The sequence below is a fragment of the Allorhizobium paknamense genome, from assembly GCF_030815125.1.
Taxonomy (GTDB): domain Bacteria; phylum Pseudomonadota; class Alphaproteobacteria; order Rhizobiales; family Rhizobiaceae; genus Allorhizobium; species Allorhizobium paknamense.
The window spans coordinates 175,755-189,620 of sequence record NZ_JAUSWH010000006.1; the positions used below are offsets into that span (position 1 = coordinate 175,755).

13 protein-coding genes are annotated in these 13,866 nt (G+C 54.9%); 12 read left to right on the forward strand and 1 reads right to left on the reverse strand.

What is annotated here, in order from left to right; genetic code table 11:
• Window positions 1–9 precede the first annotated feature (9 nt).
• The 12 genes from QO005_RS11875 to QO005_RS11930 all read left to right on the forward strand — a co-directional run bounded on the left by QO005_RS11875 (window position 10) and on the right by QO005_RS11930 (window position 11,994).
• Window positions 10–3,921 carry a phage tail protein gene (locus QO005_RS11875; RefSeq protein WP_307158246.1) on the forward strand — a complete coding sequence of 1,304 codons (3,912 nt, stop codon included), beginning with the start codon at window positions 10–12 and terminating at the stop codon, window positions 3,919–3,921.
• A 15-nt stretch (window positions 3,922–3,936) separates the two neighbouring features.
• A complete protein-coding gene (locus QO005_RS11880) occupies window positions 3,937–4,401 on the forward strand; it encodes a hypothetical protein (RefSeq protein ID WP_307158247.1) in 465 nt (154 codons plus the stop codon).
• Entirely contained in the window at window positions 4,398–4,910 is a 513-nt protein-coding gene (locus QO005_RS11885; RefSeq protein ID WP_307158248.1) for a hypothetical protein, read from the forward strand. The genes QO005_RS11880 and QO005_RS11885 overlap by 4 nt, the downstream gene beginning before the upstream one ends.
• Window positions 4,910–5,272, forward strand: a complete 363-nt coding sequence (locus QO005_RS11890) for a hypothetical protein (RefSeq protein WP_307158249.1) — start codon at window positions 4,910–4,912, stop codon at window positions 5,270–5,272. The genes QO005_RS11885 and QO005_RS11890 overlap by 1 nt, the downstream gene beginning before the upstream one ends.
• A gap of 45 nt (window positions 5,273–5,317) precedes the next feature.
• A complete protein-coding gene (locus tag QO005_RS24210) occupies window positions 5,318–5,926 on the forward strand; it encodes a hypothetical protein (protein ID WP_370878054.1) in 609 nt (202 codons plus the stop codon).
• A gap of 49 nt (window positions 5,927–5,975) precedes the next feature.
• Entirely contained in the window at window positions 5,976–6,569 is a 594-nt protein-coding gene (locus tag QO005_RS11900) for a hypothetical protein (protein WP_307158250.1), read from the forward strand.
• Entirely contained in the window at window positions 6,566–6,838 is a 273-nt protein-coding gene (locus QO005_RS11905; protein ID WP_307158251.1) for a hypothetical protein, read from the forward strand. The genes QO005_RS11900 and QO005_RS11905 overlap by 4 nt, the downstream gene beginning before the upstream one ends.
• Entirely contained in the window at window positions 6,835–7,251 is a 417-nt protein-coding gene (locus QO005_RS11910; protein WP_307158252.1) for a secretion protein HylD, read from the forward strand. Before QO005_RS11905 ends, QO005_RS11910 begins: the two co-directional genes overlap by 4 nt.
• 58 nt (window positions 7,252–7,309) lie before the next feature.
• Window positions 7,310–7,447, forward strand: a complete 138-nt coding sequence (locus QO005_RS11915; protein WP_307158253.1) for a hypothetical protein — start codon at window positions 7,310–7,312, stop codon at window positions 7,445–7,447.
• Window positions 7,448–7,464: 17 nt separating this feature from the next.
• Window positions 7,465–7,788 (forward strand): phage holin family protein, encoded by a 324-nt coding sequence (locus tag QO005_RS11920; protein ID WP_307158254.1) that lies wholly within the window; start codon window positions 7,465–7,467, stop codon window positions 7,786–7,788.
• 310 nt (window positions 7,789–8,098) lie between these two features.
• A complete protein-coding gene (locus tag QO005_RS11925) occupies window positions 8,099–10,585 on the forward strand; it encodes a hypothetical protein (protein ID WP_307158255.1) in 2,487 nt (828 codons plus the stop codon).
• A gap of 68 nt (window positions 10,586–10,653) precedes the next feature.
• Window positions 10,654–11,994: an RraA family protein gene (locus QO005_RS11930; RefSeq protein ID WP_307158256.1), complete on the forward strand. Its 1,341-nt coding sequence runs from the start codon at window positions 10,654–10,656 to the stop codon at window positions 11,992–11,994.
• Between the two features lie 76 nt (window positions 11,995–12,070).
• Here QO005_RS11930 and QO005_RS11935 read toward each other — a convergent pair whose 3' ends face one another.
• Window positions 12,071–13,858 carry an HAD family hydrolase gene (locus QO005_RS11935; protein WP_307158257.1) on the reverse strand — a complete coding sequence of 596 codons (1,788 nt, stop codon included), beginning with the start codon at window positions 13,856–13,858 and terminating at the stop codon, window positions 12,071–12,073.
• Between the last annotated feature and the right edge of the window lie 8 nt (window positions 13,859–13,866).

Here is a 13,866-nt window from a genome sequence, read left to right on the forward strand (position 1 = left end):
GATCCTGATATGGCAATCTTTTCCAGCATCGCTGCCGCTGTCGGCAGCGCGATTGCGGCTGTCTCCACCTTTGTCGGCAGTCTTGGCGCCATTGGCGGCGCGCTGCTCAAGGCTGCTGTCGGCGTCGGCATCAACCTGATCGCCAGCAAGATCGCTGGCAACAAGACCAGCAAGGCGTCTTTTTCCGTCAAGGGCCAGTTGCAGAGCGGTGGCACGGTTCCGCGCTCCGTCCTGTTCGGCATGACGGCAACGGCGGGATCTCTGGTCTATGCCAACACCTGGGGAACGGCGGGCGGCACACCCAACGCCTATCTCAGCCAGGTCATTGCGCTGTCCGACATGCCAAGCCGGGAATTGCTGGCGCTGACAGTCAACGGCGTGGCCTGCGAGATCGATTTCGACAATCCGCATGCCGATTACGGCTATCCGGTGAAGGATTACCGCAAGGACGGCAAGAACTACCTCTGGATCAAGTTCTATGACGGCAGCCAGACCGTGGCCGATCCGTTCATGGTCTCCAAGGTCTCGTCCAGCGAGCGGCCTTATGAGGCAACCCGCGTCGGCCATGGCATTACCTATGTCATCGCCACCTCGCGGGTGAACCAGGAACTGTTTTCCGGCTTTCCGTCCTTCAAGTTCGTGGTTCTCGGCATGCGGCTCTATGATCCGTCCAAGGACAGCTCCGTGGGCGGCAATGGCACCCAGCGCTGGAGCGATGCCTCGACCTGGGGCGGGGATGGCGATCTTCTGCCGATGGTGCAGCTTTATAACCTGCTGCGCGGCATTCGCTGGAACGGTCAGTGGCTTTATGGCCTGCAAACGGTCGGCACACGGCAATTGCCCGCCGCCCACTGGATCAGGCAGATCGGCAAGTGCCGCACCGAGATCGAAGGCGCAAGCGGTGCGGAGCCGACCTATCGTTCGGGCGCGGAAGTCTCTGTCGATGCGCAGATCCGCGATGCGGCGGACGCCATGCTCACCGCCTGCCAGGGCAGGCTTGCCGAGATCGGCGGCACCTACAAGCCTTATGTCGGCGTGCCGGATGATCCTGTTCTGGCCTTCACCGATGCCGATATCATCTCCACCCAGCAGCAGAGCTTTACGCCGTTCTTCGGCCTTTCCAATACCGTGAACGGTATAACTGCCTCCTATCCCTCGCCGGATGACGGCTGGTCGATGACGGAAGCGCCGCCGCTCTATAGCAGCGATTACGAGGCGGAGGATGGCGGGCGGCGGTTGCTGGCCGATGTGCAGCTGGATTTCGTGCCCTATGCCGAGCAGGTGCAGCGTCTCATCAAATCCGCCCTGGAAGAAGCACGGCGGGCGCGGCGGCATACCTTCTATATGCCGCCCGGTTTCTGGATGCTGGAGCCCGGCGATGTCATCTCCTGGACCAGCAGCCGCAACGGCTATGCCACCAAGCGGTTCCGGGTGGATGGGGTTCTCGACCAGCCAAACCTCGATGTCGTTCTCGATCTGACGGAAGTCGATCCGACCGACTATAGCTGGGACAGCGCCACGCAATACCAGCCGCCCACCAGTGGCTCGCTGGTGACGGTGCGGCCTGCAACGCAATCGGCGACCGGCTGGGCCGTCGAGGCTGGATCGGTGACCGATGCCGACAGTAATGCCCGCAAACCGGCCATCGTCGTGTCCTGCACGGCAGGCCTCGACGATGTGGCGCGGGTCTGGGTGCAGGTGCGGATCGCAGCCACGGGCGTCGTTGTCTATGACAGCGATGCGCAGCCTTATAACGATGCGGCCAAATGGACGCTCTCGGGGAGCTGGTGCCTCGGCAGCACCGATTATGAGGTACGGGGCAAGCTGGTTCCGGTCTCCAGCCGCGCCACCGAATGGTCGGACTGGATCGCGGTGACCACGCTGGCGATCTCGGACAGTGTTGACGTGCTGGACAATTCCATCACGGCAGCAAAGCTGGCCGATGCGGCGGTGACGGCGGCGAAGATCATGGACGAGGCAATCACCAGCCTCAAACTGGCCGATGAGGCCGTGACCACCGCCAAGCTTGCGGTGGCTGCGGTCACCTCGGAGATCCTCGCGGCGAAAGCCGTGACAGCGGCGAAGATAGACGATGCGGCGATCACGGCGCGGGCGCTTGCGGCGGGGGCGGTGGATGCCACCAAGCTCGCCGCCAGCATCGAGCCGGTGACTGTGGTCTCGGCCCTGCCGACCAGCCGGGTCACGGCCTATGTCTCCTATGGCGGGCAAAGCTACCGCTGGAACGGTTCGGCCTATGTGAAGACCGTTGCCACCGCCGAACTGACCGGCACAATTTCGGCGGCACAGATCGCAGCCAATGCGATCACTGCCGACAAAATCGCCGCCAATGCCATCACCACGGCGGCAATTGCGGCCGGGGCGGTCTCGGCGGATCAGATTGCCGCGAATGCCATCACTGCGGCCAAGATTGCAGCCGGTGCCATCAGCGCCGACAAGCTGGCCGTGGGGACGGGGGCGAACTGGTTCGTCAACTCCGACTGCCAGGCTGGCAAGGCCTATTGGGGTGTCACCTGGACAAGCGGCGGGACTTGGGATTTCAGCGTTCGGACGACTGATAGCTGGGTTCCGCCCGGCGGTGCATTCCAGATCCTGCAAACCGATGGATCGACCGCAGGCTATTATGCCGATCTGGTGCAGATCGATGCCAACGGGGCTCTCAAGTATTGGGATGTGGTGGCGGGCAACTGGTATGAGGTTTCCTGCTACTACTACGGCCACCGGGGCAGCGCGTTTTCCGCCTATCTGATCTTTACAAAAGCGGATGGTACATGGGTGAACGCGTGGCAATTGTGGGGTTTGGGGGCGGCGCAGAACAGCGATCCGCAAAATAGCCTCGCCAGCTATCTGCGGCCCTGGGCGAAGGCGCAGGCTCCCGCCGGGGCCGTCAAGGCCTATGTGATCTTTCGTTCGCATGGCTCGGCCACAGCAGGGGTGACGAACTCCTACCTCTGGCTGACCCGGATGTATCTCGGGGATGCGACGGCCAACCAGTCGCAGCCGTCCGCTTGGCAACCGGCAGGGGCAACGCTCATCAATGGCGGTAGCATCGTCGCCAATGCGATCACGACCGATCTGTTGGCGGCGAATGCCGTGACGGCGGCAAAATTAGCGGCGGGGTCCGTGGTGGCGGAGAAAATTGCGGCGGGCGCGGTGACTGCCGACAAGATCGCCGCCGCCTCGATCACTGGCGACAAGGTTGCGGCCAACACCATCGGTGCCAACCAGATCGCCGCCGACAGCATCACGGCTAAACACCTGGTGCTGACGGATTTCAGCAATCTGGTGCCGGATAATCAGGTGCAGGCCTTCGGCTCCAGCTGGATCGGGAATAAATGGACCAACTGGAACGACCCGAACCTGTACTCCTCCGGCATGAGCGTGGTGCAGATGCGTTACCCCTATCAAGCGGGGACGGCGGAATACGGGGATGAACTATCTTCGGAAATGTTCACGGTCGAATCCAGCACCGGTTACCGCATCTATGCGGCGGCCTACTCCAATAATCCCTATGGTGTCTGGTTGCGCCTGCACTGGTTCGACACGAACAAGACGTTGCTCGGCTGGAGTGACTTTCTCAACACCAGCAGCGGGACAGGTGCAGGCTTGCAAAAAGCCACGCAAAACGTCACCTCGCCCGGAACGGCAAAATATGCCCGTGTCCATGCCTATGTGCAGCGAAGCGTAACCAGCGGTGATGTCTGGGTGGGCGGGTTTTCCGTCCAGAAGCGCAACGCCGCCGACCTGATCGTGGATGGCTCGATCACCGCCAACCAGCTTTCGGTCAACTCGCTCTCCGCCATTACTGCCAACCTGGGCACGGTAACGGCGGGGGTGATCCAAAGCTCCAACGGCAAGATGCAGATCAGCCTCAATGCCGGAACAATCCTGATCACTGACTGAGGAAGGGAGGCTCACATGAGCAACCGACTGTCCATCACGCCGGGCCGGATGATCATCACCCGCGAGGGCTATGATGCGGCTGACCTGTCTGTCGCGGACCAGAACAAGGTTTTCGACAGCAATTGGGGCTTTACCGGCCTGATCATCGCGCGGGGTCAAACCACTGACCCCGCGACGGCACTCGGCTCCGGCGAGGATGCCTATTACACCAAGACCAGCACGCCGTTGATCATCACCTTTCCGACTGTGGGCTATGTGCCTGCGGCCTATGTCTTCAATGACTACACGCCGCTTGCCAACAGCTTCCAGTCCCAGGGGGTGGGGATGGTGTGCACCGAGCCGGTGGGCAACAAGTTTGCAACCAGCCCGCCGACCATTGCCGATGGTTCGATCACCATTCCCCGGCGCTCCTACAACAACGGCAATTATGAGCGCTTTACCGGCGTTCTCCGCTACATCGTGTTTGCGATCTCCCAATGACCAACAGAATCCATATTGGCAGCCTGAACGGCGAGGTCGGCATTTTCATCAGCCAGCCGGGCGATGATGTCTATGCGCCGACCAAAAGCCGTTTGCTCGATACCCGCTTCGAGACGCTCGACATTCATGTGAAGGGCAGCGTCAACATGCAGAGCACCTATTACAGCAGCTCGACGCAGACAGCGACGATCTACTATTCCGAGGTGACCTTTCCCGATCTCGGCTATACGCCGATCTTCCACGCGTCGTTTTACAACCGCATCGGCGGGCTCTCCGACCTGCCGGTCGGCAGTTGCTTCTATCCGACCACCTGGGGCCAGAACGACCGCCGCAGCAACATGGCAAACGCGTTGAGCGGCACGGACGGGCAAAGCTCGATCCTGCGCTATACCGGGGCCTGGCTTGCCAACAACACGACGCTGAGAGCCAAGGTGGTCATTCTCAACACGTCGAGCGACGTGAACCGGTTTCAGTTCTGCTACATGATTTTCAGGAACAGGGCGGCGTGATGACCAGCAGGATCTTCATCGGCCAGAACGGCAACAGCTACCAGATCCGCGTCTCGAAGCCAGGCTATGACGTGACCACCGTCACCGATCCGACGCAACTGGCTTTCTATGAGAACCTCTCCGGCCTAGTGCCCTTTGAGCAGGGCTTGGTCACAGTCGGGGCAGGGGCGACGGCCTCCGTGACGCTCACCGGCACCTATACCTATTACCCCTTCATCGTGCTGCGCAACAACCTCAACCAGCTGCCGGGCAACTGGTATTACGCAAGGCTGACGCTCTCCTCGAAGACGCTGACCTTCAAGAACAATTACAGCGCCAGCATGGTCATCAAATACTGCGTTTTTCGCGAGCTGGACTGGTGAGGCTTACCAGCGCTTTCCAGCATCAACATCCCTGAAGGAAACACAATGTATAGCTTGGACAGTATGTATCCGCCCATGGTTGAGGCGGTGGTGGAAGCCGTGCGCGCGCGCAAGGTGGCGCTCTGGGTGGCCAATGCCGCCTGGTGGCTGGGGCGGCAGGACATTGTCGGCGCGCGTGACTTCTGGCAGGCCTCGGCGGCCATGGTGACGCTGGCGCTGACTGAGGCGGAGCGAACCGAAATCGAAAAGCAGCTTTCCAAGGCAGAAAGCGCGCTGCTTGAAACTGTGACCGAATTTCCCGCCGTGCCGGAGGCCGTGACCTCGACGCTGAGCGCCTGGCAGCCTGCCGGGGAGACGGCGGAACAGATCAGGGCGCGCTATGTCGCGGCCATCCAGGCGCTGCTGAATGCCAAGGCCCGCGAGCGCAACTATGACAGCATCGGCACGGCTGTTTCCTATCTCGATGATCCGAACCCGGTCTTTGCTGCCGAGGCGCGGGCGCTGTTCGACTGGCGCTCTGCCGTCTGGACCTATGCCACCGAACAGCTCGCAACGGTCACGGCAGGCGGCGATATCCCATCCCTCGAAACCTTTCTGGCGGGTGTTCCGGCCTTCGCCTGGCCGGATGCGTCAGCAGTAGATACCGCCGCTTAAGCCAGGCCGAACGGGTTCCGTTCGCATTTTCCAAAAGAGGATAACATATATGAACCACGCGATGTTTTTCGCGGGGGTGCGCAGCTCGTTGTTTGGCGGCGCGCTCTCTCAGTCTCAAGTCGATGGCATCAATGCCATTCTGGAGGCGGCCAAAGCCTCCATTACCGACAGCCGCATGCTGGCCTATATGCTGGCAACGGCGCTGCACGAAACCGACCATACCATGCAGCCGATCCGCGAACGGGGCGGGGAGGCATACTTCACCCGCATGTATGACCCGAAAGGCTCGCGCCCCAAGGTGGCGGCGGCGCTGGGCAATGTGCTTCAGGGCGATGGCGCGCTCTTTGCCGGGCGCGGCTATGTGCAGCTCACCGGGCGGCGCAATTACCAGCTCTTCGGGCGGCTTTTGGGCCTTGATCTGCTTGCCAATCCTGACCGGGCCATGGAGCCGGAAATTGCGGGCCGGATCATGGTGCTGGGCATGACCGGCGGGCTGTTCACCGGCAAGAAGCTTTCCGACTACTTCACCGTCAAAGCCAGCGACTGGACGAATGCACGGCGGATCATCAACGGCACGGATTGCGCGGCGCTGATCGCTGGCTATGGGCGGCGGTTTCATGCGGCGCTGGAGGCAGCGGCATGAGGATGTGGGATTATATCAGCCGCTCCACCCTGAAGCGCGAGGTGGCAGCTTTGCTGATGCTGTGGCTTCTCGCGCTGGCCACATGGCACGCGGTGACCGGCGGCACGCCACAGGCCTGGCAGGTGATCGAGCTTTTCACCCTGCCGATCGGGGTGATCTTTGCCGGTGCCTTTGGCCTCGACTGGATTGCCAAGCAGACCACCCTTGCCGGGCCACCCATGGGTCCGCCCCGGCGCGATCTCGATCCGCCCGAGGGGGACCGGCCATGATCGCGCTGCTCGTCACCTTTCTGCCTTGGGCGCGCACCATCGGCGCCCGGATCTGGAATGGCCTTGGCTGGCGCGGGCTTCTGGCGGCGCTGGCCGTGGTGATGCTGGTAATCTGGCATTTGCGCGCCATTGCCGCCGCCCGTGAGGCTGGCGCTCAAGGCATCCGCCTGGAATGGGCGGAGGCTAACCGCAAGGCGGAGCTTTTGGCGCTCCAGCGCCAGCGGGAGCAGCAGGAAAAAATCAATGAAGCGGAACGTGAGCTGGTGGAAGCGCGGGCGGCAAATGCTGCCCGCCAGGGCGAGCTTGCGGCGGCGCTGGCAGAAGAAAGGAAAGCCCATGCAAAAGCTGGCGCTGATGGCCGCTGTGGCGGCATGTCTGAGCGGGTGCGCAGCGCGCTCAACGCTATCCGGTAGTGCAGACGACCGCCGCCCGACCACCTCGGCCTCCGTGCTGGCGGATTGTGCCTCCCCGGTGGAGATCCCACGCGATCCGCCGCCGGATCTGCAACATCAATTATGGGCTGCCGACCGGCTGGCGCTGGCCGATTGCAAAGCCCTGAACAGAGCCAAGGGCCGGGCGCTTGCCGCTGCCGGTCTGGCACCGGAATAACCAAGGAAGGGCAGGGGATGTCTGAGAAGATTTCAACGGTGGCGGAGGTGCTGACCGCCTGGTTTGGCGGCGCTGGCGCCACCATCATCGGCGCCATCATCGGGCGAACCATGTGGCATGTACAGGAAGTGCGCCGCGCCCACCGCCGCCCGCTCGGCCCGGAACTGTTCTGGGAACTACCGATCGCCATCGGCATGGCGCTAATCGGTGAGGGGCTGGCCGGATGGCTTGGGCTCGGCCAGCCGGTTTCTACCGGACTGATTGCCGCGCTGGCCTATCTCGGGCCGCGCGGTGCCGAGGTGATCTTTATGCGATGGTGGATGGGGCGGAAGGGGGGATAGCAGTTGCGACCAAGGTTGAAGTCTAGGTGCCCGACTAAGAAGCCAAGGTGCCGCTCACTGCACATCTAGGAAGCGTCGTCAAAGTCAAGCATCAAATTATCACGGTTGCGCAACTTTTTGCGAGCCTTGTCAGCCCATGGGCTATTTAAATTTAACCCAATCGAAGTAGGATAATGCTAATAAACCTGCTGATCGCCAAATCTGACCATGAAACAAGCGTTCTAACGCCAACCTCAAAAGCCCCTTGAGCTAAGCTGCTCAATTGCCTGAACATAAAATACAAAAACTGTGAGCAGATAAGTTAGAAGAAATGGAAGCAAAAAAAAGCGTTAGCAATGTAATATGGTGGTGCTGCTTTTTAGAATGCGGCGATAAAATTTACGAATCGATTTCTGAAATCGGATTAATAATTAAAAAATATGGTCACCAGTTAGTAGTAATAGGTTCGCCCGGAGATTATACAAGATATGCCGGGTTTGAACATATTGCTGTATCGGTCAGTCTCGTTGCCCAAGGTCAGGAGCTGGTAGAAATACCTGGAGCGTCATCGCTGCCAATGACACTAACCAGCTTGCCTGAGTTGCTCGAGACGGAAAGTTTTTGGACAGGCGCTAAGCCGACGTTTGAAACCGAATTCAATATACTAAAGGCGGCAAGATTTTGGGAGAAATCATTCGAGATAATGCAGCCCTCAGTGATTATTGTATGGGGGTCAACAGCGCCGTTCTCAAGATTGTTGTTACGTATAGCAAATTTGACTCAAACGCCAAGTTATGTGGCTGAGCGTGGCCTTACCGAAAACACGTTGATGCTCAATTTGTTGGGTCAGTGTATAGTCAGTAATATAGGAACAAAGCTATCATTCATACAGAGCAAGGTTTCTGAAAAAGAAGTCGCCAAAGAATGGGAAATCATCAAGAATTACTATAAAAATACGAAAGAACGAAATTATAAAAAATCACAAGCGAACTTAGGTGCTGCATTAATCGCTGAGAAGGCATCGGGCGGCGGTCCGAAGGTATTGTTTCTTGGAGCCTTTGATCTAGGTAGCGGACTAGCTTTTAGAGATAAAGCATTGGGAGGGAGATTTGCTCGCGCGCATTTGTCATCTCAAGAGGCGGCTCAAGCTGTTGCAAGCGCTCTAAGCTCTAATCATCCAGGCGCGATGCTTATAAACAAGGCCCATCCAGCATCACCGTATGATTTAGCCAATGATCATGAAAATATAAATATACTGAATGTGAAAGACGCAGATTTTAGAGAGTTAATCGAGGCAAGTGACGTCATTGTAACTCCAATTTCGACAACTCAAGTATACGGTTTCATATATGAAAAACCGGTTGTGACTCTTTCCAATAGTTTTTTTACCGGAAGAAACATCACATACGATGTAACAGAAGATTACAGTTTAGGCACTGCTCTCAACGATGCCATAAACCACGTTGATTGGGAAAAGAAATTTAGGAGAGCAAGATCTTTAATAGTAAATCTGTTTCGGGACGAATTCGTCGGCTTAACGGACGATGTGCCTTGTCGTTTGAAGGTGGCTGATCTTGCGCGACATCTGGCGCTTTTCAAAGAGTACAGGCCCTATCAATCAGAAGACGCAAAGAGACGATTGCAGAGTTACCGCCTGCTTGAATCTTTTGCGAAAGGACGACCAGATAATTGGTCTGCCGGACGAATCAAATCACTCCTGGGCGCTGATTGCTGGAACTCTATTGCATCAGAAATCGTCACTGAAGCAAACCACGCCTTAGAGGCGGAATTGCACGGCAGAATTGGTTTGAAGCAGATTGGGGGCGATTTAGCCGCAAATATCGAAGGACGATTTAATGAAATCCTTGCTGATACCGCTCACGCATTAGAAGCAAGATTGCAGAGCACAATTGGCTTGAAGCGTGTTGATGGCGATCTAGCGGCCAACATCGAGGAAGCGGTCCGGGAGGCTATTGGTGAATCACGCAGAAGCCTGGAAGCTGAGCTTGAAAGTAGAATTGGCTTGAAGCACGCTGGACACGATCTTGTCACCAGCATTGCAGATGCAGTCAGTGACCGAATTGCAGACTCTAATCGCATCTTGGAAACCGAGTTGCAGAGCAGAATTGGTTTCAGGCAATTCGGAGGCGGCTTGGCGGCAGATATTGAGGAGAATTTTCATCAGTTTCTTAGGGAGTCTCACCGGAAACTGGAGTCTGAACTACAAAACAGGATCGGCTTGGACCAAGTTGACGGAGATTTGGTTTCAAGGATCGAAACAAAATTTAAACGCACGGTCGAAGATCTGATTCTAAAATCTGAAGAGGAGCTGAAATCAGCTCATCGGGAAATTGAAAAACTTACGCAAGATATACAAAAGAGCGTAGAAAAGGAAAAGGATTATCAACGACTGATTGAGGAAATGCGTCAGCGTATCAAAACGGCCGCTGAAGAAAACGCAATAACTCAGGATATCCTTCATCAAGAAATCGAAAGCCTTAAAGCGCAAATAGAGTTGATTGAAGGTATCGTTCAAGAGACTCAGAACGCTCATATGGCACTGGAAAAAGCTCACGCTGACGCAAAAGCTTCTGCTGAAATAGTTGCTACTTGGGTGGTTAGTTACACTCGCAAAAGACATGGCACTAGCTATATCGGAGCGTGGGGGCTTAAAAAAAATTCAGAGGTGGTTTGGGAGATAAATCCTGTAAAATACCTGATAGCGAATCCGGACGTAGCAGAGGCGGGCGTTGATCCGCTCGATCACTGGCAGCGCCATGGAAAGCATGAAGGACGAAGCAGGGGGACCGAGAGCTAATTCATGCGGCTACCGAAAATGGCGCCACTGAGTTTTGCGTCCAATTATTTAAAAGGTAAAATGCCAAAATGACGCTGACAGACAAGAAGCTGAAAATAGTCGCCTTTGTGCCTGCAAAGGGTGAAAGTTCTCGTGTTCCGTCGAAGAACACGAGAATTCTGGATGGCGATTTATTGTTCCGCAGGAAACTAAAACAACTCCTACGATGCCCGCTGATTGACGAGGTCTGGCTCGACACCGAATCCGATGAAATAATTGCTCTTGCAGAAGGCCTGCCTGTCAAAGTTCTGAAGAGGGATCCTACGCTGGCAACTAATGCCACTGATGGACATGAGATGTTCGCTAATGAGTGTGCTGCCACGCCAGATGCAGATATCGTGATACAAGCGCTGTGCACTGCCCCTTTTCTCGATGAAGTTGGCATATCGCGCGCAATTGAGGAGCTGTTGGCTCACCCGGAAAACGATAGTCTGGTTGCGACGCGTAAGGTTCGCCAATATTCTTGGGATGAAGGAAGACCGAGCTACGGAACAGGCCGTATTCCGAACAGCAGTGACCTGAAGCAAATCACCTTGGAATGCATGAGCCTTTATATGGTGAGGAGAACAAGTGAGGCGTTTAACAAGCGTCGCTTTGGCACCTCTCCTCTGCTATTTGAACTCGCCGAAATCGAAGATCTCGATATCAACTATGAGGCAGATTTGGAGTTGGCTGAGACCATCTGTCTGGGCCGACGCATGCGAGAGTTCAACTACTTTCGCTTGATCAAGCATCATCTTTCATCGTCAATTATTTCAGATGTTTCCAAAGAGATGGGATATTCGTTCATGCTGGACCCAGCATTGCGCGAGATATCAGAAGGTAAGATTCTCGGGCGTGTCAAAACCTTGCGCTTGGGCGGTTTGCGAGCGGAAGAGCGGAACATCCACGAAAGTGACGCTTGGAAGGGGATATATAAGGCGCTTAAGTCGTACAGCTTTGTACGCACTGGAGATGTGATTGTTGTCGAAAATGAAGTTCCAGGGCGCGCCTATTTCGGCGATTTAAATTGCCATCTTGCAATCCGTGCCGGTGCGGTCGGTGTTTTGGTGGATGGTTTTACGCGCGACGTAAGTCATGTGAAAGCCATGGGAATGCCAGTTTATGCGCGTGGCGCGTGGAGCAATGACATCAAATATGAAGGCACCACATTATCTTACAATTTGCCAATTACGGTCGGGGGAGTGTCCGCCTCAAACGATGATGTAATTTTTGCAGATTCCGAGGGAGTGTTGATCATTCCCCAGGATATTTGGCCTCAAGTACTGGAGCGTGCATTGCAGGCAGTTTCGAATGAATCCGGCATACGCACCAAGCTTATAAACGGCGCTGCCGTTGCTGAAATTATTGATGAACACGGGTTTTTCTGAGTCATTACGTGTTCATATGGCCGTGCATTTTCAAAGCCGCCCCCCTAATAGGGGCGGCTTATTTTGTCATGTATTTTCAGCCTAAGGTCGCCGTTGCAAGCAGGTCGAAGTTTTTGGAACTACCCCATGCATCGAAGTTTTTCACCTCTTCAAATTGGGCCAGCTGCTCTTTGGTTGCGCTTGATAGATATTCTATAAACGGTTGGATGGCGTCTATTGGGGGGATTTGTAATCCAAGTTTCAGATGCAAATTACGGTACTTTTCATAAAATTTAGCCATTCCGCGCATCAAAGACGGACTTGCTCTGTTTTCTACCTGAGTCAGAGAACGACCCTTATCGAGGACAAAGCCAATTTCGCTTTCAGAAGAGCTATAAGAGTAGCCGATCACTGAGGCATGTGGCGCTGTAAACATCAATTCCGCAATCACACGATTTTGGTAAATTGATCGGATCTTGCTTTCAGCAAACTTATCGCTATTCAGCAAACTCTTCATCCGCAACGTTTTGCTGCGTTCTACCCGCTCAGGCGTGTCAACAAGGCAAAGAAAGTATCCTACCAATTCGACGTCGAGCAATTCGGTAAGTGCCCGTGATAGGGCTTCCAAAGTCGTTCCCGACCATCCTACGTCAACCAAGCCGATCTTCGTTCCCTGTTTGATGCCAAGACTTGTCAGGTAGTTAAACAGCGCCTTCCTGTTTTCTGCCGCGCGATTAATTATGGGCCACTTATACGCTACCAAGAAGTCCAAGAGCTTATCCAGGTTTTCTTGCGTTATCGGCACATCGTCGCCTAGCCCAATGTCGCTAAGAAACTTCGGGGATGGGCATTCGACGTCAATCCGCTCTAGGACTTCGTGGGTACTTAACCCAAAGCAACCTGAGACAAGAAAAGGCAAAAACTCATCAAAGTTGTCGAGCGTAATGGCACTCATATTAAACGATGTTCGAGAGCCTTTAAAATAATTCGTTTTTATATCATGGCATTCAAAGAGGTCTTTGCTGACTTCATTTAGAATATACCCGTCGCGTGATACGAATAACAGATGATCAATGTCATCTTTTTTTGCTTCAGTCTCAAGGAATCCCACAAAAGCAGATAATGCTGGCCCCCCATACTTAAAGCCGATCTCCTCAAAATTATCCGCGAATGTCGTTTTTTCAGTCCTGTAAAGAGAAAACGCTAGAGATTCTGAAAATCCGGCAGGAGTTTTCGGTTCGTCTCTCAACTCAACGTAGTGGAACGTGTTGAACAATTTCTCTTTTGCTCGTTCTACGTCTGATCTGAGGCTGTCGCCGATGTGTAGGATACGGGCAGGATCGACGCCCAAGGATCGCGCGGCCAACGAAAAAATTTCTCCGTCATCGCGTTTGGTCGCGTTCAGATCACAGGAAACAAAGATCTCGTCAAACTCCAATTGGTGCCTGGCGAGCAGCCTCTCGAAAAAATCCTTTGGAAGGTACATGTCCGAAATTACAGCGACCTTCTTTGTCTTTCGACAAAACTGATAAAATTCAATCATTTCGCTGTTTGGATGTAAAAGCATTTCCTCCAGTTCAACTTCAAAATCTCTGACTTTTTGCTTTGTTAAAACAGGTAGGTCAAAGCATGTATATATATCGTCAAACAGAATTTCCTTCCTGTTTTCCGAATGCATTTTCTCGAACCCAAGCCTTTGAGCATTTTGACGGAGCGCCCTGAAATTCTCTATTTTGAATTTTTGCCCAATTCCGTCAAACAGGTCTTCGGGGTCGCGAAGAGGCCGCACAAATAGCGTGTCAAAGAAATCAAACGTGACAGCGTCGATTGTATGCTGCAACTTATTGTATTCCGAAAAAATGTCGAGCCGCTCGTTCAAATTCATATTCTCCT